Source organism: Caproiciproducens galactitolivorans (assembly GCF_004768785.1).
GTDB classification, from domain to species: domain Bacteria; phylum Bacillota; class Clostridia; order Oscillospirales; family Acutalibacteraceae; genus Caproiciproducens; species Caproiciproducens galactitolivorans.
In genome coordinates this window covers 109,090-135,591 of the sequence record NZ_SRMQ01000001.1, presented here as the reverse complement: position 1 = coordinate 135,591, position 26,502 = coordinate 109,090, and the positions used below count along the sequence as shown (strand labels likewise).

Annotated in this window: 24 protein-coding genes; 7 read left to right on the top strand and 17 right to left on the bottom strand. The window is 49.2% G+C overall.

The window, feature by feature from the left end:
* The 12 genes from alaS to CAGA_RS00530 all read right to left on the bottom strand — a co-directional run bounded on the left by alaS (position 1) and on the right by CAGA_RS00530 (position 13,654).
* Positions 1-2,631: an alanine--tRNA ligase gene (gene alaS / locus CAGA_RS00590; protein ID WP_135656665.1), complete on the bottom strand. Its 2,631-nt coding sequence runs from the start codon at positions 2,629-2,631 to the stop codon at positions 1-3.
* 384 nt (positions 2,632-3,015) lie between these two features.
* Positions 3,016-4,608 (bottom strand): peptidoglycan D,D-transpeptidase FtsI family protein, encoded by a 1,593-nt coding sequence (locus CAGA_RS00580; RefSeq protein WP_135656661.1) that lies wholly within the window; start codon positions 4,606-4,608, stop codon positions 3,016-3,018.
* A gap of 52 nt (positions 4,609-4,660) precedes the next feature.
* Positions 4,661-5,884 carry a peptidase U32 family protein gene (locus tag CAGA_RS00575; RefSeq protein WP_135656658.1) on the bottom strand — a complete coding sequence of 408 codons (1,224 nt, stop codon included), beginning with the start codon at positions 5,882-5,884 and terminating at the stop codon, positions 4,661-4,663.
* Between the two features lie 14 nt (positions 5,885-5,898).
* Positions 5,899-7,212, bottom strand: coding sequence for an endolytic transglycosylase MltG (gene mltG / locus CAGA_RS00570; RefSeq protein ID WP_135656656.1), 1,314 nt, complete (start codon positions 7,210-7,212; stop codon positions 5,899-5,901).
* 25 nt (positions 7,213-7,237) lie between these two features.
* Positions 7,238-7,840 (bottom strand): 5-formyltetrahydrofolate cyclo-ligase, encoded by a 603-nt coding sequence (locus CAGA_RS00565; RefSeq protein WP_135656654.1) that lies wholly within the window; start codon positions 7,838-7,840, stop codon positions 7,238-7,240.
* The gene (locus CAGA_RS00560) at positions 7,831-8,370 is read right to left on the bottom strand and encodes a DJ-1 family glyoxalase III (protein ID WP_135656652.1); all 540 of its coding nucleotides are present in this window, start codon (positions 8,368-8,370) and stop codon (positions 7,831-7,833) included. The genes CAGA_RS00565 and CAGA_RS00560 overlap by 10 nt, the downstream gene beginning before the upstream one ends.
* A 19-nt stretch (positions 8,371-8,389) precedes the next feature.
* On the bottom strand, positions 8,390-9,271 hold the full coding sequence (locus CAGA_RS00555; protein ID WP_135656650.1) for a GNAT family N-acetyltransferase: 882 nt from the start codon (positions 9,269-9,271) through the stop codon (positions 8,390-8,392).
* Positions 9,272-9,361: 90 nt separating this feature from the next.
* Complete coding sequence (locus tag CAGA_RS00550; RefSeq protein ID WP_135656648.1) at positions 9,362-10,030, bottom strand: dTMP kinase; 669 nt, start codon at positions 10,028-10,030, stop codon at positions 9,362-9,364.
* A complete protein-coding gene (gene thyX, locus CAGA_RS00545) occupies positions 10,030-10,800 on the bottom strand; it encodes an FAD-dependent thymidylate synthase (RefSeq protein WP_135656645.1) in 771 nt (256 codons plus the stop codon). The genes CAGA_RS00550 and thyX overlap by 1 nt, the downstream gene beginning before the upstream one ends.
* A 141-nt stretch (positions 10,801-10,941) precedes the next feature.
* A complete protein-coding gene (locus CAGA_RS00540) occupies positions 10,942-11,574 on the bottom strand; it encodes a DUF47 domain-containing protein (RefSeq protein ID WP_135656642.1) in 633 nt (210 codons plus the stop codon).
* A gap of 53 nt (positions 11,575-11,627) precedes the next feature.
* Positions 11,628-12,629 carry an inorganic phosphate transporter gene (locus CAGA_RS00535; protein ID WP_135656639.1) on the bottom strand — a complete coding sequence of 334 codons (1,002 nt, stop codon included), beginning with the start codon at positions 12,627-12,629 and terminating at the stop codon, positions 11,628-11,630.
* Between the two features lie 779 nt (positions 12,630-13,408).
* On the bottom strand, positions 13,409-13,654 hold the full coding sequence (locus CAGA_RS00530) for a hypothetical protein (protein WP_135656637.1): 246 nt from the start codon (positions 13,652-13,654) through the stop codon (positions 13,409-13,411).
* A 113-nt stretch (positions 13,655-13,767) separates the two neighbouring features.
* On the opposite strand from CAGA_RS00530, the gene CAGA_RS00525 reads away from it, so the two are divergent.
* The 3 genes from CAGA_RS00525 (at position 13,768) to CAGA_RS00515 (ending at position 16,518) form a co-directional block, all read left to right on the top strand.
* Complete coding sequence (locus CAGA_RS00525) at positions 13,768-15,264, top strand: recombinase family protein (protein WP_135656634.1); 1,497 nt, start codon at positions 13,768-13,770, stop codon at positions 15,262-15,264.
* A 209-nt stretch (positions 15,265-15,473) separates the two neighbouring features.
* The gene (locus CAGA_RS00520) at positions 15,474-15,707 is read left to right on the top strand and encodes a hypothetical protein (protein ID WP_135656631.1); all 234 of its coding nucleotides are present in this window, start codon (positions 15,474-15,476) and stop codon (positions 15,705-15,707) included.
* Positions 15,708-15,918: 211 nt separating this feature from the next.
* A complete protein-coding gene (locus CAGA_RS00515) occupies positions 15,919-16,518 on the top strand; it encodes a hypothetical protein (protein WP_243112890.1) in 600 nt (199 codons plus the stop codon).
* Between the two features lie 63 nt (positions 16,519-16,581).
* Here CAGA_RS00515 and CAGA_RS00510 read toward each other — a convergent pair whose 3' ends face one another.
* From CAGA_RS00510 to CAGA_RS00500, 3 genes are all read right to left on the bottom strand, one after another.
* Positions 16,582-18,912, bottom strand: a complete 2,331-nt coding sequence (locus tag CAGA_RS00510; protein WP_135656626.1) for an ATP-dependent helicase — start codon at positions 18,910-18,912, stop codon at positions 16,582-16,584.
* A gap of 239 nt (positions 18,913-19,151) precedes the next feature.
* Positions 19,152-20,393, bottom strand: a complete 1,242-nt coding sequence (locus tag CAGA_RS00505; protein ID WP_135656624.1) for a sodium ion-translocating decarboxylase subunit beta — start codon at positions 20,391-20,393, stop codon at positions 19,152-19,154.
* 45 nt (positions 20,394-20,438) lie between these two features.
* Positions 20,439-20,804 carry an OadG family protein gene (locus tag CAGA_RS00500; protein ID WP_135656622.1) on the bottom strand — a complete coding sequence of 122 codons (366 nt, stop codon included), beginning with the start codon at positions 20,802-20,804 and terminating at the stop codon, positions 20,439-20,441.
* 164 nt (positions 20,805-20,968) lie between these two features.
* Between CAGA_RS00500 and CAGA_RS00495 the strand changes: the two genes are divergently transcribed.
* From CAGA_RS00495 to asnB, 3 genes are all read left to right on the top strand, one after another.
* Positions 20,969-21,826, top strand: coding sequence for an AraC family transcriptional regulator (locus tag CAGA_RS00495; RefSeq protein WP_135656620.1), 858 nt, complete (start codon positions 20,969-20,971; stop codon positions 21,824-21,826).
* On the top strand, positions 21,823-22,407 hold the full coding sequence (locus CAGA_RS00490; protein WP_135656618.1) for a DUF1836 domain-containing protein: 585 nt from the start codon (positions 21,823-21,825) through the stop codon (positions 22,405-22,407). Before CAGA_RS00495 ends, CAGA_RS00490 begins: the two co-directional genes overlap by 4 nt.
* A gap of 124 nt (positions 22,408-22,531) precedes the next feature.
* Positions 22,532-24,385: an asparagine synthase (glutamine-hydrolyzing) gene (gene asnB / locus CAGA_RS00485; protein ID WP_135656616.1), complete on the top strand. Its 1,854-nt coding sequence runs from the start codon at positions 22,532-22,534 to the stop codon at positions 24,383-24,385.
* Between the two features lie 96 nt (positions 24,386-24,481).
* Here asnB and nrdR read toward each other — a convergent pair whose 3' ends face one another.
* Both nrdR and CAGA_RS00475 read right to left on the bottom strand, forming a co-directional pair.
* Complete coding sequence (nrdR, locus tag CAGA_RS00480) at positions 24,482-24,940, bottom strand: transcriptional regulator NrdR (protein WP_135656614.1); 459 nt, start codon at positions 24,938-24,940, stop codon at positions 24,482-24,484.
* 132 nt (positions 24,941-25,072) lie between these two features.
* On the bottom strand, positions 25,073-25,873 hold the full coding sequence (locus tag CAGA_RS00475; RefSeq protein WP_243112889.1) for a sugar phosphate isomerase/epimerase family protein: 801 nt from the start codon (positions 25,871-25,873) through the stop codon (positions 25,073-25,075).
* Between the two features lie 113 nt (positions 25,874-25,986).
* Between CAGA_RS00475 and CAGA_RS00470 the strand changes: the two genes are divergently transcribed.
* Entirely contained in the window at positions 25,987-26,442 is a 456-nt protein-coding gene (locus CAGA_RS00470; protein ID WP_135656612.1) for a hypothetical protein, read from the top strand.
* Positions 26,443-26,502 lie beyond the last annotated feature (60 nt).

The following is a 26,502-nucleotide window of genomic DNA, read 5'->3' as shown; positions in this document are numbered from 1 at the left end:
TTAATGAATCATATTGGCAACTATTTTTTCTGCCTGGGCAAGCGCTTCGTCCAATTTTGCAAGATCCTTTGCGCCAGCCATCGCGCTGTCGGGCCTTCCGCCGCCGTTTCCACCCGCAAGCTGTGCCACCTGCCGCACAATCTGCCCAGCGTTCGCGCCCTTTGCCAGCGCTTCTTTTGCAACGCAGGCGGCGATATTCGCCTTTCCGTCGTGCGTTCCCGCCAGTACGGCTACCATATTGGGTGAAAAGTCGCGCGCTTTGTCGCACATCGCGCGCAGGGCGTCTGGCTGTGCACCGGGAATGACCGCCGTAACCAGCTTCACGCCGTTTACGTCCTTTGCGCCCGCCAGCAGGCTGTCCATCCGGATTGCGGCCAGCTTCGCGTTCAGGGCTTCGATCGTTTTATCCTTTTCCTTCAGCTCGGCGGTAAGCTGGCCTGCCCTCTGCACAAGTTCAGAGGGATTGTTCAATTTCAGCGCCGCCGCTGCTTCATGAATCTCCTGTAAGGTTGAATTCAGAAGCGAAAGCACGCCCGTTCCCGTAACACCCTCAATACGGCGTACGCCGGCCGCAACGGAGCTTTCCGATACAATCTTGAACAGGCCGATTTTCGCGGTATTATCGATATGCGTGCCTCCGCAGAATTCCTTCGAAAAATCGCCGGCGGAAACTACGCGGACAATCTTTCCGTATTTTTCTCCGAACAGCGCCATCGCGCCTAATTTTTTCGCCTCTTCAATCTCCATTTCGCGGCATTCCACGGGTATGCCGCTTAAAATCGCCTGATTGACAAGCGCTTCCACTTTCAGCAATTCTTCTTTTGTCAAAGCGGAAAAATGGGTAAAGTCAAAACGGACATGCTTCTCATTGACAAGCTGGCCGGCCTGTTCCACATGGTCTCCCAGAGCCTTGCGCAGGGACGCCTGAAGCAGGTGCGCGGCCGTATGGTTCCGCATAATTGCAAGGCGCTTTTCCTTATTTACGGATACTTTAACTTCTTCCCCAACGCGGACTTCCCCTGCGGACACCACCGCGTGATGGAGATAATTTTTCGCATGGTTTTTGGTTGTGTCCTTTATTTCCAGAATCGCGTCGCCGGACTCGATCGTGCCGGTATCGCCGATCTGCCCGCCGCTTTCCGCGTAGAACGTTGTTTTATCGAGCACCAGCACAATTTCATCGCCGGCCGTCGCGGATTCCACGCGTTCACCATCGCGGACAATGGCAGTCACCTTTGCTGTTGTTTCAAACTGGCCGTACCCAAGGAATTCTGTTTCCGGAACACCTTCCAGAATGTCGTTTTCGCCCTCCCATGCATCCGCACCGGCGTTCTTTCTTGCCGCGCGGGCGCGTTCGCGCTGTTCTAGCATCAGGCGCTTAAATTCTTCCTCGTCAACCGTCATACCGCGCTCCGCGACGATCTCTTTCGTCAGGTCGATCGGGAAGCCGTAGGTATCGCTCAGGCGAAATGCGTCCGCACCGGAAAACACCTTGGACTTGGCGTTTTCAATATATGTGTTTAAGAGCTGAAGGCCCTGGTCAATGGTTTTCGCAAAGCTTTCCTCTTCCACGTTGATAAGCTTTAAGATCATCGCGCGTTTTTCATCCAGCTCCGGATACGCGTTCTTATTCTCATCAATGACGGTATTCGCAACCTCGGAAAGGAAGGTGCGGCGAATTCCGAGCAGACGCCCATGGCGCGCGGCGCGGCGCAGCAGGCGGCGCAGGACGTAGCCCCTGCCCTCGTTTGAAGGCATAACGCCGTCGCCAATCATGAACGTGGTGCTGCGGATATGGTCGGTGATGACGCGCAGGGAAATATCCTTTTTCGGGTCGTCACCGTATTTTACATCCGCAATCCGGCAGATATGCTTCATAATATTCTGGACGGTATCGACAAGGAACAGATTGTCCACATTCTGCATAATGCAGGCCAGGCGCTCCAAGCCCATGCCGGTGTCGATATTCGGGTGCTCCATCGGCGGGTAATTTCCCTTGCCGTCGCTGTTAAACTGGGAGAACACAACGTTCCAGAACTCAACAAAGCGGTCGCAGTCGCAGCCGACGCCGCAGGTTGGGGAACCGCAGCCGTACTGTTCGCCGCGGTCAAAATAGATTTCCGAACAGGGGCCGCAGGGGCCGGAGCCATGCTCCCAGAAGTTGTCCTCTTTCCCCATACGGACAATGTGGGCGGGGGCAACGCCGACTTCCTTTGTCCAGATTTCGTACGCTTCGTCGTCATCGGTATAAATGGTGACCCAAAGGCGGTCAACGGGCATTTCCAGAACCTTCGTGCAGAATTCCCACGCCCACGCGGTCGCCTCATGCTTAAAATAATCGCCGAATGAAAAATTGCCGAGCATTTCAAAGAACGTGCCGTGGCGCGCGGTAATGCCTACGCGCTCAATATCCGGCGTACGGATGCATTTTTGGCAGGTAGTCACCCTTTTGCGGGGCGGAGTCACCTCTCCGGTAAAATATTTTTTCATCGGTGCCATGCCGGAATTGATCAGCAAAAGGCTGTTGTCGTCCTTCGGCACCAAAGAAAAGCTTGGCAGGCGCAGATGCCCCTTCGATTCGAAAAAAGACAGATATTTTTCACGCAGTTCGTTCAAACCAGTCCATTTCATTGCAATAACTCCATTCCGCCTCTCAGGCCAAAATAATAGATATCTTTGTTCGGTGCGCCGCAAAAAAAATAGACTTCACCATCCACAATGGGACGGAGAAATCCGTGGTACCACCCAAATTGCGCTGCCGCGCCGCTTGAATCCCTTAACGCGGGGAACGCCGCGGCTCGTCGCCGCAGGGCTGGGGTTGGCTCCAGCGCCGGGGAATGCAGGAATCTTTCAGCCAGGGACCCCCTCTCTTTCGCAGTAACCGACACATTCGTACCCTTTAACGCCATTACATTCCGGCTGCCGTCTTAAAAACAACCCAAAATGCACATTGAATTTCATTTTGATTATAAACTGTATTCTTTCTCTTGTCAATGAAATTTGGCAGATAGCGACTTATTTTTCAGCAAGTTCGTCGGCAATCTGTTTAAATACAGGGCCGCAGGTTGCGCCGCCGCCAGTGCCGCTTTCTGCGAAAACGGTAATCACGTATTTCGGGTTGTCATAAGGATAAAATCCCGCGTACCAGGATTCCACCGCCTCCACATTTTTTACGTATTTCCCGGTCTGTGCGGTAGAAGTCTTCGCACCCGCCCCCCCTTTTTCCGGCTTGCCTTTTTTACTGGTTCCTGTTTCAACGGATTCCTTCATAAAATCGCGGAGCAATTCCACGGTTCTGTCGGAAAGAATCGGCGCACTTTTCTGTTCCGAGGCTTTCGACGTATATTTCAGATTTTCGTCCACAAAGCCCTCATACACGCTCGGCGGCGTAAACTTCCCGCCGCTCGCAATGGTATTGATCATCGCGGTAATCTGCATGGGCGTTGCGGTAAGATCGCCCTGTCCGAAGGAAAAATTCGCAAGAGCGCGCGGGATGTTCAGGCTTTCCAGCGTCGGCAGATTCCCTTCGGAAGAAGCTATTCCCGGCGCGATTTCGAACGCGTGCCCAAAGCCCAGGTTCTGTGCCATCAAAAGGAACTGCGCCTGCGGCACCTTTTGCATAATATTGATAAAGTAGGTATTACAGGACTGCGCCATCGCCTCCTTCATGGTTTCGGCGCCATGGCTTTCCCCGTTAAAGCAATGGCACAAATCGCCGTACACATTGATCGAGCCGGTGCAGGTGTAGGGCGTATCCGGCGATATGCCGTACTCCAGCGCGGCCGCGGCGGAAACGAGCTTAAAAACAGAACCGACGTTGTAAGCGGAAAGGCAGCGGTTCATAAGCGGGGAATCCTTGGATTTCAGCGCTTCCGCAAGATGGCTCGGCGAAAAAGCCGGAAGGCTCACCATGGCGCGGATTTTACAGGACGGTACCTCCGCAATGACAACCGCTCCCTTGGTAAGGTACTTTTCAGCCGCTTTCTCCGCTATGTCCTGGATATTCCTATCAAGCGTCAAGACGACCCCTCTGTTTTCCAGATAGGAAGTATCGTTAATTTTTTTGTTTTCCCCCTGCAGCACCCGATTCAGGGCGTCCACCCGATAGGTAACGGATATTTCCCCCTGATTTTTTGTAAGCTGCTCGTTAAATGCCTTTTCGATCCCCGTTGCGCCGGCTCCGGTACCGTCCAGGTAACCGATAATATGCACGGCCGGCTGCTTTTCATGGTATCGGCTATTAACGCGAAACACATCGATTCCGGGCGCGGTAATGTTTTTCAGAAGCTTCAGCGCAAACGGTTTGCCCGCAGTCAGGGACGGATACACTTCCTGCATTTCCTTGGCGGACAGCGTTTTGCTGAGCGCCGCGGCACCTTCCACGCTTGGCGAAACCGCGGCCACATACTCGCTTCCCGACCTTGTGAAAGGTACTTTATGGCAGTCATAAATCGTACCTCTCGTTTTTGCGAGGACCAATTTGTAGCTGCTCTGGTTGTCGGCGGTCGCCGCCAGCCGCGAGCCGCTGGAGATCGAAAAGATGTTCAATATACTCAGAAACATACACATCATCATAGCAGCGAAAAAAACTGCCGTTCTTTTTTCCATAAAAAAGCCCCCATATTGGGTAGGATTCCCAATATGGAGGATTTTTATGCAATTATACGCGCTTTTTACGCAGGATCGCGCCCTTTGCGATCGGATGATCCGTTTTGAAATATACGGTCATCATCGCGTGCGGGGCGGATCCGATCGGGTTCCAGTATTCGTCAAACAGCTCATCCAGCGTAAGAAGATAGGGTTTCTTCCCTTTTTCCAAAATGTCGGCGGTATCCCCTTTGAAAAACCGGTTCCGCTGGGACAGCGTCGCAACGCCGTCTTCGTATTTCTCACATACCGCGATGACGTCATACTCCCGCACATAGCCACCGTTTTCATAAACCTGGCCCGGTTCGTGCCCAAAATAGAAGCCGGTGCTGTATTCGCGGTGGCTGATTTTATTCAGTTCTTCCGCAATCCACGGAGAGAGTTTTTGCTTCGGATTGCGGTAATATTCGTCAATGGCATTCCGGTATGCGTTCGTGACGACCGACACATAGTAGGCGGATTTTGCCCTGCCTTCAATTTTCAAGCTGGTTACGCCGGCCTGAATCATCTCCGGAATATGCTCAATCATGCACATATCCTTCGAATTCAGAATATAGGTGCCGTTCTTGTCTTCAAAAACCGGCATATATTGCCCGGGCCGCTTGGATTCCACCAGCGCATACTCCCAGCGGCAGGGCTGTGCGCAGTCCCCGCGGTTCGCGTCGCGCCCGGTCAGATAGCTGGACAAAAGACAGCGCCCGGAAAAGGAAACGCACATTGCGCCGTGGACAAACGCCTCGATTTCCAGCTGCTTCGGCGTTTTCGCGCGGATTTCCGCGATCTCTTCCAAATTCAGCTCCCGCGCAAGGACAACCCGCGAAGCGCCCAGATTGTACAGCTCGTTCGCGCTGGCGTAATTCGCAACTCCCGTCTGCGTGGACATATGAACCACCACATCCGGCGCATAGGTTTTTGCCATTGCCAGCACGCCGAAATCCGCAATAATCAGCGCGTCCACCCCGACGGACTGCGCAAAGCGCAGAAAGTCCGGGAGGCGGGCAAGTTCTTCGTTATGGGGTACGGTATTGCAGGTAAGATATACCTTAACGTTCTTCTCATGCGCTAAGTGAACAGCCTTCTGCAGCTCTTCCCGGTTGAAATTGGAGGGGGCGGTGCGCATACCGAACTCCTGTCCGGCAAGATAAACCGCGTCCGCTCCAAATTCCAAGGCCGCGCCCAGCCGTTCCGTATCGCCGGCCGGCGACAGCAGCTCAACGCGATTGCTTTCTTCTTTCAAATTTCCCCCTCCAATTATTTCAATCCTGCTTTCCTTAAATTCGCCTCATGCTTCGCATTCGTTGTGGCGTAATACGCCTTGCCGTTCTTATCGTGGCAGAAATAGAGGTAGTTGGTATTGGCCGGATTCAGTGCTGCGTCAATCGCATCCATTCCCGGATTGCAGATCGGACCCGGCGGCAGTCCCTTTATGGTATAGGTATCGTAACGGCTCTTATAAGTGGAACGCAGATCGGACGGAACCGCATCCTTTGTACGGTAAGGATAATAGGTAGTTGGGTCGGAACGCAGGCGCTGAAGGTCGCCCTCTTTCTTCGCAAGCCGGTTGTGGAAAACCGAAGATACCTTGTACATATCCTCTTTATCCGCCGCCTCGGCCTGAATCATGGAAGCCAGCGTCACTACCTGATCGAGCGACATATTTTGCGCCGCCGCCTTATCCTGAATTTGCTTGGTCAGTTTTTTGCTACAGTTATTCAGGAGCTTTTTCACCACATTCTTCGGGTCTTCTTCCCTATAAAAATCATAGGTGTCCGGGAACAGGTAGCCCTCCAGCTTGTAATACCGTTCTTTTCCGTTTCTGATCGCCTGAATGATTTCATAGCCGCTGTCAAACTGATCGGAATTGGCAATGGCAAGAAACTCCTTTGCGCTGCAAACATTCTGCTTTTCCAGCAGTCCCGCCATTTCGAGGACATTCATACCTTCTTTAATGGTGACTTTAATTGTGTCGATGCGGTTCAGATTAGACTGCAGCGCCGTAATAATCGCCTGATAATCCAAATTCGTGTCAATTTTATAACTGCCGTTCCGATAGCTTCCATCCGCTTTGGTCAGCTTGGAATACAGCATGAAGAAATTCGCATCCCGGATCACTCCGGCATTCTTTAAAATACCGGCAACCTGCTCGGAAGTTGCTTTCTTGGGAATTTCGACGGTTACGCTTACCTTCTCCTTTCCGATTGCCAGCATGTCGTTAATTCCGGTAATCATATACTGCGCAAGCAGCACGGAGGTGAAAAGTACCATAATAACCCAGAAAAAGCGGAAGAAATTCTTATTCTTCCTTCCCTTTTCCAAATTGCGAACCTGGTGCGCATGTTCGGCGCGGATCGCGGCTTCACTTTGCGAAAGCTTTGCCCGGTGCGCCGCCCGGGGATCGCTGTAACTATGCAGCACATCGCGATTCCGAGAGTCCGCCCTTCTGCCCACAGGTGCGGAAGGATAATCTTCTCCCGGCGTTGCGTAAAAGTCCTCGTCCTTTATATTCAGTTTAAAATTCTGTACCCTTTTCTGATGGTAACCGTTGGGATCCCTCTCATCACTCATGGATACAACCTCCTACAAATGCATTTCAGCCGCCTGCCCTTTGATTTACCATCCTCCGAATATACTTCTCCGTAATTAATATATCCACGGGTTTGTCATAATAGCCGTGGGGCAAATTCCACTGCACGCAGCCGGAATAGCAGATACCGACCGTTGTTCCGCCAAACCCGGCAAGAAAACGGTCGTAATAGCCCTTTCCGTATCCAAGGCGATACCCCTGAGAGTCAAAGCTGAGACCCGGTACGATACAAAGCCCCTTTGAAAAATTCGTCACTTTTCGACATTTGGAGGGAGACGGTTCCAAAACGCCGAAGCTGCCTTTTTCCAGATCATCAAGGGAAGTTATATAGAAAAATTCCATATCATATGTATCCGGAACGCACCTTGGCGCCGCAACCCTTTTCCCGCTGGCAAGCGCGGTCTTGATCAACGCGATTGTATCAACCTCGATCGGCTTGCTGACATAAGTAAACACGGTCTCCGCGCCCGTATACTCCCGTAGCGCAAGAAGCCGGTTTTGGATTTTGGAATCCATCCCGGCTTTCTGGTCTTCGCCCAGCCTGCTGCGAAACTTCCGGTAACGCGCGCGCAGACTTATTTTTATTTCTTTGATGTTCTTTATATACATTGCATCGACTTCCTAAGAGACTTTGATTTTTCAGAGCCCAACAGCTCCCCGACGATAGCCAGGGCAAACTCCACCGCTACGCCCGCGCCCCGCGCTGTAATGATTTTTCCGCTGACACAAACCGGATCCATGGAAACAGTTTGCGCGTCCAGCTCCGTTTCGTACCCCGGGAAACAGCACGCGGCATGCCCCTTCAACAGACCCATATGCCCAAGGATAGAAGGCGCCGCGCAGATCGCCGCAATATATTTCTTATGTTCTTCGCAATGCCGTAACACTTCCCGGACAACCTTTGATTTTTCCAGATTCGGTGTACCCGGAACGCCACCCGGTAAAATCACCATATCCAGGCCGTCGAAAGAAACATCCTTTTCTTCCACATCGACGGTCACTTCGATTTTATGCGAACCGGTGATTCTTTTCCCGCCTACGCCGACAGTAACCACATCCAAGCTTGCGCGGCGCAATACATCAACGGTTGCCAACGCCTCGATTTCTTCAAATCCATTTGCAAGAAAAAGATAAATCATAACAGAACCCTCCCAAAGATTAATCAAGCGGAAGTCCAAGGTAGGGCATGTCCGTATCCGCCCCAATCTGACGGACCGTTGTGCCCCCGATTGGCTTAATCATGCCAAAATCCGTAACGCTTCCCTTCTGCCCCAGCGGACTGAATGCCGGAAGGCGAAGGATATATTTCTGCGCCGGCATCTCATGAAGAATGCAGGCGGCCAAATTACGCATTGTCTTCCCGCTTGCCATCAGCTCCAAAATCAAGCAGGAACCGTCCTCCATTCGGCGGCAAAAAGCGTAGGCTGCTTCTTTCCCGGTTCGGGCGCAAATCATCCGGTCACCGTAAACCCTTCCCATTCCCTGCGCGAAAGCAAAGGCTTCGTCGCTCCATAAAACATTTCCGGCCCGCGAAAGCAGGGTTTTATTCCGAAGCAGATTTAATTCTTTAAAATCAAAAATATTCTTTGACGGGCTGGCAGAACCGGCAAGCTTTCGCATGGTTTCCTGTAACACAGTATAATGGCTGACTTTAAAAAAGGAAGTATAGTCGGACTTTTCATACAAGCGGTAAAGATCCGGCGTTGCCGGCAGCACGGACGAATACTGATCCCCCCGCTTTACGCCGACCAGCGCGGCGGCAGCCAAAAGAGCCGCCATATAGCCGCGGCCGCGGTAGGCGGGAAGTGTGGCCGCCGCATAGATATAATGCGCCTGAACCGGCTTTCCATCCGTAGTAATTTGAATGGGAAGCATGTAAAGTGCGGACGCGATCCCCTTGGTTGTAAGATAAACAAGGCATTCCCAGGGCCGAAAACAATTATTTAAAAAGTACTTTGCCGGGCGCGAGGGTTCCTGAAAGCAGGTTTCCCATATTTGGGCAAGCTCCCGGCGCATCCCCCAATCGGCAAAACAAATCATACCATAACACTCCAGACAGCACAAATGACAGCTTGTAACCGCACCTTTCTGGGAACCAGGAGCATCTTTGCCATCTGTCCCGAAAATTCTTTATTGCGATCCTTCCATGACCTTTTGCAAAATCTCTTTATGAATTGCCTCTACTGCCCTTGGTTTTTCCCCTTCTGCGCAGCGGATAATCTTCCAATTCAAATGCTGCGCGGCATAAACCGCGCTTTCATGGCATGCTGCAAGATAGGACTCATTGCTCTCATGGATATCCTTTTTCTCTTCGTTCCCGTGGTAGCGGCCGGTTAACAGCCGTTGGGACACCTTCAGCGGCATACTCAGATAAATTGTCAGATCCGGACGGGGAAGCTCCAGCTTATTGTATTCAAAATCTTGCAACCAGTCAATAAAATCATCCCACCGTTCTTTGGGCAATTTGGAAAGCTGGAAAACGATATTGGAAGTGGTGTAACGGTCGGCAATGATCAAAGCGCCGTTCTGATAGTCCTGTTTCCAGAAACGCCGATAGCTGGCAAACCGGTCAACCGCGTAAAAAGAAGAAGCGGCATAGGCGTTAACATCATTGGGATTCGAGCCGAATTCGCCGTTCAGATACATTTTCGCCAAAGCGGACGAAGGTTCGTCGTAATCCGGAAAGGAAATGCGGCGCAGCTCTATGCCCCGCTCCGCAAGGGCTTTGCAAAGCAGAGCGGTCTGGGTCGCCTTGCCGCTGCCGTCCAGCCCTTCCATTGCGATTAATCTTCCATTCATCAGTTTTCCCCTATTCCCTTAAAAAACTCTCGTATCTCGTTGATTTTTCCGCAAGACATTTTCCCTTCCGGGCAAGGTCCGGTCAAACATGCCGGGCCGCTGTTCTTAAACAGATGCGGTGCCACGCCGCGTACCAGACGCAGCATCTCCACAGCCACACTGCGAATTTCCCACTGGGCGCGATTGCAGCAACGCAGGGAAAAGAAATGCTGGAGCGAACGTACGTTAAAGGTGCAGATCATTTTTGTATTGCACGCATTCGGGAGCACAAAACGCGCGTCTTCAATGGATTTTTTCTGCGCGGCGCGATCGGCCAACTTTTCATCCATACCGGACGCCAACAGCTCTTTCTTATGCTTTTCCTTCAACAGCGCGGTCAGATTTTCGTAGTGGCGCTGGTCCTCCTCCATGGCGGCAAGGAACTCCGCCTTCGCTTCCGGAATTGCTTCAATTTCGGGAGGAATTACATATTCAAAATGGGATTCCGTAACATAACGCTGGCTTTGCACACTATAGGAAGCAATGCGGTGGCGGGTAATCTGTGCCAAAAAGGAGCGGGAAACCCCTTCGATTCCAAAGGTAAAGGATGCATGTTCAAAGGGACTTTCATGCCCAATGTCAGAAAGCATGTCAACAAAGGAGGCGGTCTTTTCCTGTGTCAGCCCTTCGGATATCGTATCGATTGAAGCGGAAGAATAACAGAGCTTTGCCGCCTGCGCAACCGTTTTTTCCGGATTTGGAGTATATGTAATCAATGTTACCTTTGCCATAAAATAGCCCCTTTTTTACATTTTTAGTCGGTAATATTAGTATTATAACAAACTATTGTAACGTGTTCAACACAAAATAAAAGGACCCAAAGCGCAAGAAAAGCCCACCCAAACAAAAGGTGAGCTTCAGAGAATTCAATTTCAGGTGTTTGAAATAATAATCTGTTCCACAATGTCTGCAACGTCTTCGCAGTAATCCAGCGCATCTTCCAAGGTGTTGTAAAGATTCTGCAACCGGATCACGTCAATCATTTCCATCTTGTTCTCGGGGTCAAAGAGCGCCCGCATAGCCTCGCTGAAAATCGCGTCACCCTCTTCTTCAAGATGGTTAACATAAACAGTTTTTTCCTTAATGGATTTATAATTCTTTTTATACTGCTCAAACTCATTCATCAGATCCTGCAGGCCTTCGCAGCAATTCACGATCAAATCCACCATTTTTACCGTAAAATCGCTTGCTTTGGTAATGTGCATCATATAAATCTGATTGCCGATATCGTCGATGCTGTCGGTGATTGCCTCGATTGCACGAACCATCGCCATCATGTCGGAACGATCCAGCGGCGTAATAAAGGAATCGGCAATTAGGTTGGAACAATAGTGGACATGCCGGTCGCCCTCATGCTCAATCTCTTTCAGCTGGGCAATTTCATTCCTGTCAATATGACCGTCCGTAAACGAGGTCTGAAGCACTTTTGCAGCCTTGCACGAAATATTGATCCCTTTCTTAAACAGTTCAAAATAGTCCGGCCCTTTAGCAAAAAAACTACTCATAGAATTCCCTTACCCTTCAATAATAACAGATTATTTATTCTCTACATAATATATCAAAAAATGAGTATAAACAATTTGGTCATAATGTAACCAAGAAGCATACAGGCCGGGAAAGTAAGCACCCACGCCATAACCATTTCCTTGGCGATCCCCCAGTTAACATCGGAAAACCGCCTTGCGGCGCCCGCGCCCATCATAGCCGTTCCTTTTGTATTGGTTGTGGAAAGCGGTATACCGGAATGCACCGTTGTAATGAGCATGCACAGGGAAGCGACGATTTCAGCGGAAAAGCCCTGATATTTTTCCAGTTTTACCATATCGATTCCCATTGTCTTTATAATACGGTAGCCTCCGATGGAAGTTCCGATTGCCATAACAAGCGAACACAGAAGCATGATCCAAAGATCAATGTGAACCGTTGAAGGAACCGGCTGATTGTTTGCCAGCAAGATCACCAGCACAAACACGCCCATGAATTTCTGGCCGTCCTGCGCGCCATGGCTGGTCGCCATTAAAGCGGCGGAAGCCATCTGGCCGATCGAAAAAAAGCGGTTTGCTTTTACGCGTTTCACGCGGCGGAAAAGGTAACCAACCAGCTTTGTAACAAAGTAGGCCGCGGTAAAACCGACAACCGTTGAGATAAATATGCCCCAAAGCACTTTTTCAAATTCAGCCAGCTTAAAAGCAGAAAGGCCGTTATAGGCAATTCCGGCCCCCATTAAGCCGGCAATCAGCGCATGGCTTTCGCTGGTCGGAATGCCGAACCGCCAAGCAGTTAGAGACCAAATAACGATGGAAAGCTGCGCCGCACAAATCGCGATCAGCGGATTGGAACCGGTGCCCACATCGACAAGGTTTGCGATGGTACTGGCCACGGCCGAGCCAAAGCACATGATACCGACCAGGTTGAAAAACGTTGCCATAATCACGGCCACCCTCGGAGAAAGAACCCTGGTTGAAACAACCGTAGCGATTGCATTCGGCGCATCCGTCCAGCCATTGACAAAAATCGAAGCGCAAACGAGTATAAGTGCCACAAAAAGTGCAAGCGACATTTAATAACCTCATTTCGTTACATGTCGTATAGATTGTCCTTAAGTTTAACATAATTATAACAGAATCTTTACAAAATAGAAACAGAAAAAAATTTGTAAAAAGACGAATTAATCCGCAAAATAGATTTGTATTTTGTACTTATTGATCATTTTAATAGGATTTATGATATGATTTGCTGATTAATAATACTCTATATTAATGATTATATAAAATATTCTAAGCATTCGCCTATTTCCAAAAATATACTTTCAAACCGAAAATATTTCTGTAACACAATGAAACACCTACCATAAAATGGTATAGAGAATCAAGCTTCAACAACTGTAATAAAGGAGGATATTCTATGGATGGAAACTGCTCGGAAAGCAATGCAAATGTGCAAAACAACGGAACTTTCAATGAAGCTGTATGCATAGACGGGTTACGGGTTTATGATTCATGCAGCGAACTGCATTGATCAAGATGGAAACAGCCGAAAGAGCGCGAAAGCATTTTGAACTTCCTGCATAGCGGGGCGAAATATAAAAAGGACGAAACCGTAAACGGCTTCGTCCTTTTTTCTGTCTGTCCGCAGCATACGCCACAGTCCATACAGTCATTTTTCTGCGCATCGCACAATACATTTTATAGTGCCCTCAAGGGATTTCCTGCTTATTATTTTGTGAACCGTGCCAGCCGCCGGAATAGGTATTCATCAAGCTGCCGCTCAACATTGCGATTGAAAGCGCGCTTATATGCCGAACAGAATTTCCGGCAGATCCGGTTCTGGAAACCGCTCTTACACTTTTTGCACGGCATGTCGATCATTTTCTTCTCCCCCTTCCGGAACAGCACCGGCGGATGCTTCGTCTACCCCAGCTGTATGTAAGCTGTTCCAGTCAATCGTTGTTTTTATTTGGCAGCCGGTCGCTTCTCCGCAAATCCATTTGGCAGCGCATCGCAAATCCTCCAGATTCTGCTTTACTTCCGCCGCCGTTCCCGGGCGTAAATGAATCGTAATGTCCGGATTTCCTGCGTCACGCACGATGACCACCTCTCTATAGAATATGATCGCCCTATTTGCCGTATGCTTCATTTATTTTCTTTTAAGGGAATATTCCAATCGAAATCTGCAAATGAACAAAGCGGGTGATTAGGATGGATATAGCTATTTATCTGCGCAAAAGCCGCGCGGAAGAACTCAATAATTCCATTGGCGAAACGCTGCAAAGGCACAAGGAAACGCTTTTGGAATTTTCCAAAAAAAACCATCTAAATATAAAAAGGATTTACGAGGAGGTGGTATCCGGCGAATCGCTTTACGCGCGTCCCCAAATGCTGAAACTGCTGTCCGATGTAGAAAAAGGAAGCTATGACGGCATCCTTTGCATGGATATTGACCGCCTGAGCCGCGGCACGATGAGCGATCAGGGTATCATTCTGGAAACATTAAAAAATGCAAACACCAAAATCATTACGCCCAACAAAACCTATGACTTAAATATTGAAACAGACGAAACCTTCTCCGAATTTGAAACCTTTATGGCCCGTCAGGAGCTGAAAGCCATCAAACGGCGCCTGCAGCGTGGAATCCAAAAATCGATTGAAGACGGGTGCTACATTGCGAACGCCCCGTACGGTTACAGCAAAACGACGGTCAATAAGCGCCCCACCCTTGCCATAAAGGAAGAGGAGGCTCGGTTCGTACGGCTGATTTTCGAAATGTATGTACAAAAAGGCTGGGGATGCCAAAAAATTGCGGATACGATTTGCCTGATGGGTGCAAAGCCGCGACGGTCAGACCGCTTCGGGCGGACCTCCATTATGAAAATCATCCATAACCCGGTCTATATCGGGCTGATTGCCTGGAACAGGAAGACGCAGATCCGGAAAGGGGCAAGGGGCAATGCAAAGCAAATCACGATTTACAATCCAAAGGAAAAGTGGACGGTCGTAAAAGGGATCCATCCCCCTATTATCGACAAGGAGCTGTTCGAACAGGCGCAGAAGCTTTCCGCCGGGCGGAACCATCCGCCTTCCAATACGGGCATCATCCAAAATTCCCTTGCCGGCTTGGTTTACTGTGCGAATTGCGGGACCGTCATGCAGCGACAGGTAGTCCGCGGCCGCCCCTATCTGCTTTGCCAAAAACCCGGCTGTATGCCGTCTTCCGCTCTCCTGCCCGTTGAGGATGCGATTGTGCGCACGCTGAAAGAAACCTATCAACAAGTAATGGTGACATTGGAAAAGGCGCCGCAGCCCGCCGGAAAGAGCCGGATTTCCCAAAAAGCATGCGAATCGGAAATCCGCACGACGGAATACCAGATTGGGCGGCTGCACGATTTGCTGGAGCGGGGGATCTATGATGAAAACACCTATTACTCCCGGCTTTTCCTTTTGGAAGAGAAAAAGAAGAAGCTTGCAGAAACCTTGCGCGCGCTTCTTGGCGATTCTCATGAAAACGAGGAAAAAATCGCAAAATCGGAAGCTTCCATTTGGGAGTTGTACGATTCGGCCACACCGCAGGGCAAAAACATGCTGTTAAAAGCTTTTATCGACCGGATCGTTTATAAAAAGGAAAAAGGGGCCAAACCCTTCCAATTTACTCTGGACCTGTATCTGCGGCCTTTCGAATCGTTTCCAAACGCTTTCTAAATTTGATATTTTCTTCTGATTCACTTCATTATTTTCTAAATATACATAAAATTTTGTTCAAATCGTTTTTATTATTTGTTTATATATCCTATTTTTCCACATAACCGAAAATCACATAAATTACGACTTTTTTCGCTATTGCAATTTTACAGGATATCTCGTAAAATACAAACTGTTGTGTAAAAAAAATTTGAAAGGATGTTTTAAAAATGCAGAAGATTCACATTAATGCGAATTCCTTATTGGAGAGAGTAAGGGAAATTCAAAAGGATGGTATGGGGCTGATCGAGCTTTGCATCATAGCGGAACAGACAGACGGCAAATACACGAACCCTGCATTCCTCCATTTTACCGGTATCTCGACAAAAGGGGAATACAAGGACTATGAAAGCATTGATGAGCTCCCGCTCGCACAGCACTTGAACGTCAGTATGCCGGCTTAGAACAGGGCTTCTTATCTGATACATAAACCCACACCGGGTAAGATAAATCTATATTTTTGAAATACAGGAAAGCTTCCATCCCGTTCCCCCTTCTGATAAAGACTGCCTTGAAGATTTAAGGGTTTATTTCCCACCGGATAAGCACGATCTGATTGAACACGCGACCAATGTCCGGCTGAGAAGCGCTGAAGTCATTACGGTGTTCCTCGACTTGGAGCCGGTACCATTTAACAGGGGCTTTTATTCGGTAGATATGACCTTTTTCTTCAACATTTGTGTGGACGTATTTTGTCCGCTGGCCACAAGTCCCTGCATTGTAAATGGTGTGTCCATATTCAGCAAAAGGGTCATTCTGTACGGCAGCGAGGGCAACGTAAAGATGTTCAGCTCCGATTGCACACAAGAGGACTTAATCGTACAAAACTCCAGGTGCGGAGATGTACTTCCAAAAGCAACCTGCCAGGTTGCGGAACCGATTTGCCTTTCGGCCCGCATCTGCGACTGCCAGTCACATTGCAACGAAGCCTGTTGCCAAATTCCAGATTGCATCTGCAGGCAGTTCGGCGGCCAGCTTGATTTTTCATCAAATCGTTCCGTTTACGTAACAATCGGTATTTTCACAATCGTTCAAATTGTCAGAAATGTTCAAATGTTAATCCCAGCTTATGACTTCTGCATCCCGGAAAAAGAATGTGTCACTTCATCGGACGATCCGTGCGATATGTTCCGCCGCATCGAATTTCCGACCGAGGAATTTTTCCCGCCCAAGGTCAGCGATTGCGGCTGCAATAGTGATCGCCCCCGCAGATAAAAAGAAGCAAACGTGCACAGAAAACAAATGAAGCCCGTCTGAATTCAGACGGGCTTCACATTTTTATGGCTGCTCTCTTTGCAGGCGGGCAAAATTCGCCATAAGCTTCTTTGTTCCCACTTTGTCAAAGGCAATTTCCAAAAGGGTGTCGTTCCCCATCGGCGTAGCGGACAGTACCATTCCTTTCCCGAAAGTCTTATGGAAAACGCAGTCCCCCGCTTTAAACTGAACAGCAGGGGGGGCGCTGTGAAAGAAACCGGAAGGGCCGAAATTGCGCGCAGCTTCGGTTGTAATCGCCCTCGCCTCAAACGCGGAGGTCGGCAGCCGGGTCCCCGGCTGCGGCTTTTTCCATTCCCTTGTACGGGTGCGATTAAGCAGTTCCTCCGGAATTTCCTCTATGAAACGGGAAGGTTTATTCCGGGAAGTGCTCCCGAAAATCATACGGCTTTCGGCGTTAACCAGGAAAAGTTCTTCCTTGGCACGGGTAATCGCCACATAAGCAAGGCGGCGTTCCTCTTCAATCTCCACCGGATTGTAAATGGCCTGCATTCCGGGGAAGATGCCGTCTTCAAAGCCCGGCAGAAACACAACCGGGAACTCCAGGCCTTTTGCGGAATGAACCGTCATCATAACCACGCTGTCGGAGCTTTCGTCGAAATTGTCAATATCGGTAATGAGGGATACCTCTTCCAGGAAGCCCTCCAAGGAAGCTTCCTCCCCGTTTTCTTCTTCATATTTGATCAGGTTGGAAGCAAGCTCGTTAATATTGTCGATACGATCCTGCACATCGCCGTTTTCCGATGTGTAGAGGCTTGCGATATAATCTGTTTTATCAAGAATCAAACGATACAGTTCATTCAGGCTGGTATTTTCATCGTTTAAAGCATCGATCAGCTCCTGTATGATCGATGCAAACTGGAGCAGCTTCGGTGCTGATCGCTTCAAAGGTTCGTACTGGTCCGCGTGCCGGATAACGTCAAAAAGGCTTTCCCCCCTTGCAGCGGCGATTTCCGTTGCCTGCGCCACCGTTTTATCCCCGATGGAACGTTTCGGCTGATTGATAATCCGGCGCAAACGGATCTCATCATTCGGATTGTTAATCACGCTTAAATAGGCGATCATGTCCCTGATTTCTTTGCGCTCGTAGAAGCGCTGCCCGCCGATAATCCGATAGGGAATTCCGGATTTCACAAAGATTTTTTCAAGGATGTTGGACTGGGAATTCATGCGGTATAAAATCGCGAAGTCGGAATATTTCCGGCCGTCCGCCACGCCGGACAAAATCGTTCTGGCCAGAAAATCGGCCTCGTCTTGTTCGCTGTAAGCGGTATGTACACTAATTTTTTCGCCTGTTTTGTTATTAGTCCACAAGGTTTTCCCCTTGCGCTGAAAGTTGTTTTCGATTACCGCATTGGCGGCGTTTAGGATATTTTTTGTGGAACGGTAATTCTGTTCCAAGCGGATGACCTTTGTGTTCGGAAAAGTACTTTCAAAGCTCAGGATATTTTCAATGGTTGCGCCCCGGAATTTATAAATGCTCTGGTCATCGTCGCCGACCACACAAAGGTTCCCGCTTTTTTGTGCCAGCAGTTTTACAAACAAATACTGCGCATGGTTGGTATCCTGATATTCATCGACCATGATATAGCGGAATTTATTCTGATAATAATCCAGAACATCCGGGTTATTCTGCAGCAGAAGCACCGCGTTGCAGATCAGGTCGTCAAAATCCATCGCGTCGGCTTCACGGAGCCTTGCCTGATAAAGCTTGTACGCCTTAGCGATCAAAACCAACCGGTTGTCATTGCCGGCCTGCTTCATAAATTCCTCCGGCAGAACCATGTTGTCCTTCGCATGCGATATGGCGGACAGAATGGATTTGCAGGAAAGGAGCTTGTCGTCGATCCCCAGCGCCTTCTGGCACTCCTTCATCATGCGGCGCGAATCGTCCGTATCGTAGATGGTGAAATGGCTGGAATACCCCAGCCTGTCTCCGTCCCGGCGAAGCATGCGTGCACAGGTGGAATGGAAGGTGGACGCCCAGATATCATTCCCATCCTCGCCAAGCATATTAACCAGCCGGTTTTTCAGTTCTCCCGCCGCTTTATTGGTAAAGGTAATCGCCAAAATCTGCCATGGACGGCAGGCGCCTACCGACAGCCTGTCTACCAACTGCTGCGGCAGGGGAATGTCATGGTCAAGGTATTCCTTGATGGAATTTTGTTCCTCGTCGGACAAATCGCCTGGAACCGTCTGGCTGCTGAATGCATTTCCGTATTTTATAATATTGGCGATACGGTTTACCAGCACCGTCGTTTTTCCGCTTCCGGCGCCGGCCAAAATCAGCAGCGGACCGTTTACATGAAGCACCGCTTCACGTTGCCTGTCGTTCATTTTGCAAAATTCTTTATTCAGAACTTGTTGCCGCAGTTCAAAGATTTGGCTCGTAGATAGATTGCTCATGTGTACACCTGAAATTCTTTCGGACAGTCAACCATCCGTTATTCGTATGATATGCTTATCATTGTACAATATTTTCAATGCAATAGCAAATGAAATGAAAGCCAGCGGCCGATGAAACAAAGAATACCCGCACGAAACGTGCGGGTATTTCTCCAAATTAATTATTTTCCTTATCCCAATATGCTGATTAAAACACCGGCGGCTACTGCAGACCCGATTACTCCGGATACATTCGGCCCCATCGCATGCATCAAAAGGAAGTTGCCGGGATTTTCCTCCTGGCCCACCTTTTGCGAGACACGCGCCGCCATTGGAACGGCTGAAACACCTGCCGAGCCAATCAGCGGATTCACCTTTCCATGGGAAGCCCAACACATCAGTTTGCCGAAAAGGACACCTCCGGCGGTGCCGAAAGAAAACGCCAGAAGACCTAGGATGATAATTTGGATTGTCTTCAAAGACAGGAATACGGAACCGGTCGCCGTAGCGCCGACGGTAACGCCAAGGAATATGGTAATAATATTCATCAGTTCATTCTGCGCCGTGTTGGAAATACGCCCCACAACACCGCTTTCACGGAAGAGATTTCCCAACATCAGCATCCCGACCAGCGGACAGGCGTCCGGCAGAATGAGTGAAACAATTACTGTTACAATAATTGGGAACAGAATCCGTTCCAGCTTGGAAACCGGGCGAAGCTGTTCCATTACGATGCTTCGCTCTTTCTTGGTCGTCAAAGCTTTCATGATCGGCGGCTGGATAATTGGCACCAATGCCATGTAAGAATACGCCGCGACAGCGATGGGCCCCAACAGTTCCGGCGCAAGCTTTGAGGTTACAAAAATCGCGGTCGGACCGTCCGCTCCGCCGATAATGCCAATCGCGCCGGCCTGTTTGCCGGTAAAACCGAGAAATACAGCGCCGATAAAGGTAGTAAAGATACCAAGCTGCGCTGCCGCGCCAAGCAAAAAGCTCTTCGGGTTTGCAATCAGCGGACCGAAGTCGGTCATTGCGCCAATTCCAAGAAAGATCAACGGCGGATAGATTCCAAGCTTAACGCCCTGATATAAATAATAAAACAGCCCGCCCACCTGAGGAATCTGATAGTATTGCTGATTCCCCATCGTTACAATCGCATAATTTGCCGTTGCACCGCCATGGGCAGCCTGATAATCGCTGACGAGTTGCAGCGTGGTCTGCGGTGCAGCCATAATTGCGGGGTAAAGATTAACAAGCAACATACCAAACGCAATAGGAAGTAGTAAAAGGGGCTCAAATTGTTTTTTAATAGCCAGATAAATCAGGATTCCGGAAATCACAATCATAACATAATTTCGCCAATCATTTGTAGCGAAACCGGAAGTCCTGAAAATTCCTTCAATCGAATGTATAAATTCATCCCAAATAACCATATCGAAACCAGCTCCTTCCAAGTCTTTCCTGCCGCCGGGCAGGTATTAAAACGGACGGGTATTCTCCAATAGCCCGGCTATTCTCCACAACGAACGTCCCGGCTGCGCCGCGCGGCGGATACTCTTTATTTTTCCGGCGGACGAACCGTACACCGCATATACGGCAGCGGCAATCGCCGCGGCCGTTTCTTCCGGGATACCGGCTTCAACAGACGGAACCGGTGCAGAAGCCCTTTGAACGGTTGGTACGGATTTCGGAACCGGATCTGTCTTTGCATTCGGCTGAATGTTCTTAATAACCGCACTATATCCTTTAATAATATACGTAAGGAATATCAGCATAACAAAAACGATAACCAGGCCGGTTAGTAAAACAATCATCGAAAGCTGTACTTTTTGATCCAAACTCAAGTGTATTCCTCCATTCTCATAATCAGATAATTTTTTTCATTTTACAATCATTATACATGATGGAAAAATTTATTTCAATTCTTTTTGGCGCTCTTTTTATTGCATAAGCTTTTGATGCGAATTATAATGAAATTATATATATTCAGGCAGGAGGCTTCTAAAGGATGACAAATGACGAATTCAGGCGCTCTTTTCGCGTTCCGTTTCACAACAGTCTGGGTTTGGCCGTATACAGTTGCGGCGTTCAACGCTGCGGCGCCTGCCATTCGTGGGGACCCGCCGTGCGCGACCATTACCTGATCCACTACGTCGTTTCAGGAAAGGGAACATTTTGCTGCGGCGGCACCGAATACCACCTTACCGCTGGCGACGGCTTTCTGGTGGTTCCTTCAAAGGTCGTATATTACGCCGCGGACCGCGAAGACCCGTGGGAATACTGCTGGGTCGGCTTCAACGGAAGCGACGCGAAAAGGCTGATGGGGCAAACCGGCCTGCTGGAGCGCAGCCCGGTGTTTCACTATGACAATGATTCGCTTTTTGAGGATCTGCTGACAAAGGTCTGCAACGCCTCCGGTCCGAAGCCAAGCGATGAAGCGCGCATGGAGTCCGGCCTGTTGATCTTTCTGGCCGCGCTGATGGATCAGTTCGGAACGCCGACACAGCAGCATCCGAGCGGCTTTGAGTACGTGCAGAAAGCAATAAAATTCATCGAGTACAACTATTCCAGCGATATTGGAATCACCGACATCGCCGCCAGCGTCGGAATCAGCCGCAGCCATCTGTACCGGCTGTTTATGCAGCATATCTCCATGCCGCCGAACGAATACCTTATGCGTTACCGTATCAATAAGGCATGTGAGCTGTTGGAAACCAGCAGCCTGTCCGTTGGCGAAGTGGCTTATTCGGCAGGATTTTCCGATCAATTGTACTTTTCACGGGTATTTAAAAAATATATGAACACTCCGCCAAGCCGTTACACCGGGTATGAGCGGGCAGAAAAAGTAAAGGAGAATAGAAAATGAGCGAAGCTGTCGACCGTATTGCAAAATGGGCTGAGCAAATAGAAAAATACAGCGCGGTGGAATGGGACAGGCTCCCCGAAATATATCTGTATATGGATCAGGTCCTTACCTACATGAATAAACAGATCGGCGTGTTTGAGCGCAGTGAAAACACAAGCCTCCTGACTTCCAGCATGATCAACAATTATGTAAAGGACGGCATCCTTCCCCGCCCCGAGCAAAAGAAATATTCCCGCGAGCATCTGGCACTACTGTTAGTCATCTGTATGCTGAAACAGGTTCTTTCAATCCAGGATATTTCTTTCCTTCTGAAAACACTTCTGGAAAACACAGGTAAAAAGGAAATGTACGGACAATTCTGCAACGCGCACTCCGCAGCATTGAAGGAAGTCTGCGAACGCGTTGCGCAAACCGCCGGGCAGGGGGACGCCGAGCTGACGAAGCTCGCCATTGAACTGTCCATTGAAGCGACCGCTCGCCGCACCGTGTCCGAAAGGATTCTAAGCGAGCTTTCGACTGCCGAGGAAAAGGCAAGAAAGGAACGGGAAGAAAAGGAAAAAGGCGGAAAAAAAGAAAAATAAAATAAGGTATTTACAGGCCGCCCGGCAAGAGGGCGGTCCTGTTTATCTATAATCAAATTTCCCTTATGAACCATAATGGCAATTCCGCATATTATAAAGAAGCAAACGAAAGAGAGGGATTGCTATGTGTGGAATTGCAGGATTCTGCGACTACAATGATGACCTGAGTGAAGAATCTTATTTCTGGGGCTCCCTTGCAAAGCGGATGGGAAACCGCCTGAAACACCGCGGTCCGGATGACAGCGGAATCCACGTGTCGGCGCACGCGGCATTTGCCCACACACGACTTGCCGTTGTCGATATACTGGGCGGAAAACAGCCGATGACTGCCGTTTCGGACGGCTTCCGCTATACCATTGTTTACAACGGGGAACTGTATAACAGCAAGGAACTGCGCGATGAACTGACCGCCCTTGGGCACACATTTGAAACCAAAAGCGACACGGAAATCTTGCTGAAATGCTATATCCAATTCGGATTTACCTGTGCGGAAAAACTAAACGGGATCTTTGCTTTCGCGGTTGACGACGAACGGCGGCAATGCTGCTATTTATGCCGGGACCGTTTCGGGGTGAAACCGCTGTTCTACGCAATCGAAAACGATCGGCTGGTATTTGCCTCGGAAATCAAGGCGCTGTTTGAATACCCTGGCATCAATCCCGTAATTGACCGGCAGGGGCTTTGCGAAATTTTCGGTCTGGGGCCCGCCAGGACCGCGGGCGTCGGAGTTTTCCGGAATGTCATGGAAATCAAGCCCGGTTACTGCGCCGTATATGATAAATTCGGGCTGGAAACGGTTCCTTACTTTGAACTGAAAAGCTATGAACATCCCGACAGCTACGAGGACAGCGTCAAGAAAGTAAAATATCTGGTGGAAGACGCCGTAACAAGACAATTGATATCCGATGTTCCGCTTTGTACATTTTTATCCGGAGGGCTGGATTCCAGCATCATTACCGCCATTGCTGCACGGAATTACCAGGCCTTGGGAAAGGTGCTTTCTACTTATTCCTTTGATTTTACCGGCAATGAAAAATACTTCAAACCGACCGCGTTCCAGCCGGGCGCCGACCGTCCGTGGGTGGAAAAAATGGTGGAAACCTTCCAAACCAACCACCATTTTTTGGAGTGCAATAACGTTACGCTTGCCGATAAACTGTACGATTCGGTCATTGCGAAGGATCTGCCCGGAATGGCGGATGTGGACTCTTCCCTTCTGTATTTCTGCAGCCTGGTAAAAAAGAAGCATGTCGTCGGCCTAAGCGGCGAGTGCGCGGATGAAATCTTCGGGGGATACCCCTGGTTCCATAAGGAAGAGGCGTTCGAGGGGCACTACTTCCCATGGTCCCCCGATTTATCGCTCCGCTCCGGCCTGCTGCTGCCGGAAATCGCGGACGCCCTGCATATGGACGATTATGTCAATATGCGGTACGAGGAATCCATTGCAGCCGTTCCAAAGCTGGAAGGGGAAAGCGCCCTCGAAAGACGCCGCAGGGAAATCTCCTATTTAAACATTCGCTGGTTCATGTCTACGCTTCTGGACCGAAAGGATCGCGCCAGCATGGCAAGCGGACTGGAGGTTCGTGTCCCCTATGCCGACCATCGAATTGTCCAGTATGTGTTCAACACGCCATGGGAATATAAAAACCACAACGGCGTCGTGAAAAGCTTACTGCGCGACGCGGCAAAAGACTGGCTACCCGAAGATGTTCTGGCGCGCAGGAAAAGCCCTTACCCGAAAACACACAACCCTGCTTACGAGCTGCTTGTAAAACAAAGGCTGGCCGCTGTGCTTTCCGACGAGGGCGAACCGATCCATCAGTTGATTGATAAGACGGCCGCCGCACAGCTGCTTGGGCAAAAATCTGATTACGGAAAGCCGTGGTTCGGACAGCTGATGGCCGGTCCGCAATTGATGGCATATTTACTGCAAATCAATTTCTGGCTGAAAAAGTATGAAATTGTGATTAAACTATAAGGATTTATTCCCCGCGCAGCCGCCCGGCTTTTCCGGCGAACAGATCATTTTGATAAAGACGAAAACATACCCCCGGCAAGCCGAGGGTATGTTTTATCAGGATTTATTTTTTATCATTCTGTTTAACTCTTCCATAAAGGTATTGATATCCTTAAATTCGCGGTAAACGGAAGCAAAACGGACATATGCCACTTCGTCGATGTCCTTCAATTTCTCCATCGCATATTTCCCGATTAAACTAGAAGGAACCTCCCGATCCAGCGAATTTTGAAGCATATTCTCAATTTCATCGACAATGCGTTCCAGCATATCAATGGAAACCGGCCTTTTTTCGCACGCGCGCAGCAAACCGTTTAGAAGTTTGTTGCGGTCAAAAGTTTCCCGCGATTTATCTTTTTTGATCACCACAATGGGTACCGTTTCAATAACTTCATAGGTAGTAAAGCGTTTGGAACATTTTAAGCATTCTCTTCGCCGACGGATTCTCTCCCCTTCATCGGTCGGGCGCGAGTCAATAACCTTTGACTCGTCATGTCCGCAGTAAGGGCACCGCATTGTAGGATCACCTCTAACAATCTTGTATTTTGTGTAATTATACCATATTTTATAATTCGGTTTCAAGCATTTAATGAAACATTATCGGAATTCCCAAAAACTGCGGAAGCCATTCGTTTTTCCTTCTAATTTCTATATGCAATTGTCATAGCCGATCAGGGATTCCACAACCCTTTTCGCATGGACAAGCTCCTGCAATTTGTCAAAATCGCGCCGGTAAACCTCAATAATCAAATCCCCCGAGTAACCATGCTCCAACATGATGCGTTTCAGCGCATCAAAATCCATGGTGCCGCTCCCCGGCAACAGGCAGTCATGTCCCGGCTTATTGTCATTGATGTGAACATGGACCAGCCTTTCGCCCATCGCGGCGCACATTTCATATGGGTCTTCCCCTCCCCGCACCGCCTGTTTTACATCAAGGACAAACGCACATTCATCCCCGAGATAGTTCCGCATTCTTCGAATAAAATCCGGATCGTCGCTTCGGAAAAGGTTCACATTTTCCTGTGCCACCGTTACGCCGAAGGATTTTCCCAATTCAAACAGCCTGGCGTAGTGCTCAAAATATTCATTTTCAGTAATCCGGCTTCGCTTATCATTGCGCTGACCATGAAGAACGAGAATACTTGCTTCCAAAAGGTTCGCAGCATGAAAATAGTGTTTATAAAACTCAAGACCGTCACAAAAGCGGCGCTCATAGTCTGAAAACAATAAAAAGCTTTCGAATCCGGAGGTAAACGGATGGATGGATTTCACACAGCTACCGCTTTCTTCCGTCATCTGTTTTAGTGTTCGGAGATAATCCGGCTTTAATTCGCTGCTGGTATTTATAAACACCTCAAAGATGTGGAATTCAAACTCAATTAGCGTCGAAAGGGCCTGTTCCAAGTGCATGGGGTAAAGACAGGCTGTGGAAATGCCGGAACGCATAGAAAAATCACCTCAAATGAATTATATCCCGAGGAAAAGGAAAAGTCCAGTTTAAACACGCGGCGGCGGGAAACGATAACAGCAGACGCTAAAACACGATGGGGGAGAACAATATGCAAAGGAAAAAGACGGATGAAAACGCTTCCTTGCTCAACCATATCTATCATACGGCGCAGCTGAGGCTGGATGCGGTTCAGATGCTTCTTCCCCAGGTCCGGGACGAGCCGCCGCTTCGCCGCCAGGCGGAACATCAGAAGGAAGACTACCTTTTCATCGCCGAAAAAACAAAGCAAATGCTGCGTGACAGCGGAAGGATACCCGATTCGGGACGATTACTGAAAAAAGCGGTTTCGCTCGGTTCCCTGCGGATGAATACGTTCGCAAATAAAAAGCCGGCGCATATTGCAAAAGTAATGATCACCGCCACCGAAGCCGGGATTTCCGATATGACAAAGAACCTGAACCTTTTCGACGGCGCTGAAATTCCAACAAAAAAACTGGCGGAAGAATATATCCTAAGCGAGCAAAAAAACATTGACGCGCTAAGGCTGCATACGTGGCATGCTTGATTTCATCGGGTTATTTCATTATAATATGTGAGCGGGGCCCGTATGCTCCGCACTTTACAT

What these genes read in the sequence shown, in the direction of transcription:
- alaS (WP_135656665.1), bottom strand. Translation starts at nt 2,631, where the DNA reads ATGAAATGGACTGGTTTGAACGAACTGCGTGAAAAATATCTGTCTTTT.
- CAGA_RS00580 (WP_135656661.1), bottom strand. Translation starts at nt 4,608, where the DNA reads ATGGAAAAAAGAACGGCAGTTTTTTTCGCTGCTATGATGATGTGTATG.
- mltG (WP_135656656.1), bottom strand. Translation starts at nt 7,212, where the DNA reads ATGAGTGATGAGAGGGATCCCAACGGTTACCATCAGAAAAGGGTACAG.
- CAGA_RS00565 (WP_135656654.1), bottom strand. Translation starts at nt 7,840, where the DNA reads ATGTATATAAAGAACATCAAAGAAATAAAAATAAGTCTGCGCGCGCGT.
- CAGA_RS00560 (WP_135656652.1), bottom strand. Translation starts at nt 8,370, where the DNA reads ATGATTTATCTTTTTCTTGCAAATGGATTTGAAGAAATCGAGGCGTTG.
- CAGA_RS00555 (WP_135656650.1), bottom strand. Translation starts at nt 9,271, where the DNA reads ATGATTTGTTTTGCCGATTGGGGGATGCGCCGGGAGCTTGCCCAAATA.
- CAGA_RS00550 (WP_135656648.1), bottom strand. Translation starts at nt 10,030, where the DNA reads ATGAATGGAAGATTAATCGCAATGGAAGGGCTGGACGGCAGCGGCAAG.
- thyX (WP_135656645.1), bottom strand. Translation starts at nt 10,800, where the DNA reads ATGGCAAAGGTAACATTGATTACATATACTCCAAATCCGGAAAAAACG.
- CAGA_RS00540 (WP_135656642.1), bottom strand. Translation starts at nt 11,574, where the DNA reads ATGAGTAGTTTTTTTGCTAAAGGGCCGGACTATTTTGAACTGTTTAAG.
- CAGA_RS00535 (WP_135656639.1), bottom strand. Translation starts at nt 12,629, where the DNA reads ATGTCGCTTGCACTTTTTGTGGCACTTATACTCGTTTGCGCTTCGATT.
- CAGA_RS00525 (WP_135656634.1), top strand. Translation starts at nt 13,768, where the DNA reads ATGGATATAGCTATTTATCTGCGCAAAAGCCGCGCGGAAGAACTCAAT.
- CAGA_RS00520 (WP_135656631.1), top strand. Translation starts at nt 15,474, where the DNA reads ATGCAGAAGATTCACATTAATGCGAATTCCTTATTGGAGAGAGTAAGG.
- CAGA_RS00510 (WP_135656626.1), bottom strand. Translation starts at nt 18,912, where the DNA reads ATGAACGACAGGCAACGTGAAGCGGTGCTTCATGTAAACGGTCCGCTG.
- CAGA_RS00505 (WP_135656624.1), bottom strand. Translation starts at nt 20,393, where the DNA reads ATGGTTATTTGGGATGAATTTATACATTCGATTGAAGGAATTTTCAGG.
- CAGA_RS00495 (WP_135656620.1), top strand. Translation starts at nt 20,969, where the DNA reads ATGACAAATGACGAATTCAGGCGCTCTTTTCGCGTTCCGTTTCACAAC.
- CAGA_RS00490 (WP_135656618.1), top strand. Translation starts at nt 21,823, where the DNA reads ATGAGCGAAGCTGTCGACCGTATTGCAAAATGGGCTGAGCAAATAGAA.
- asnB (WP_135656616.1), top strand. Translation starts at nt 22,532, where the DNA reads ATGTGTGGAATTGCAGGATTCTGCGACTACAATGATGACCTGAGTGAA.
- nrdR (WP_135656614.1), bottom strand. Translation starts at nt 24,940, where the DNA reads ATGCGGTGCCCTTACTGCGGACATGACGAGTCAAAGGTTATTGACTCG.
- CAGA_RS00475 (WP_243112889.1), bottom strand. Translation starts at nt 25,873, where the DNA reads ATGCGTTCCGGCATTTCCACAGCCTGTCTTTACCCCATGCACTTGGAA.
- CAGA_RS00470 (WP_135656612.1), top strand. Translation starts at nt 25,987, where the DNA reads ATGCAAAGGAAAAAGACGGATGAAAACGCTTCCTTGCTCAACCATATC.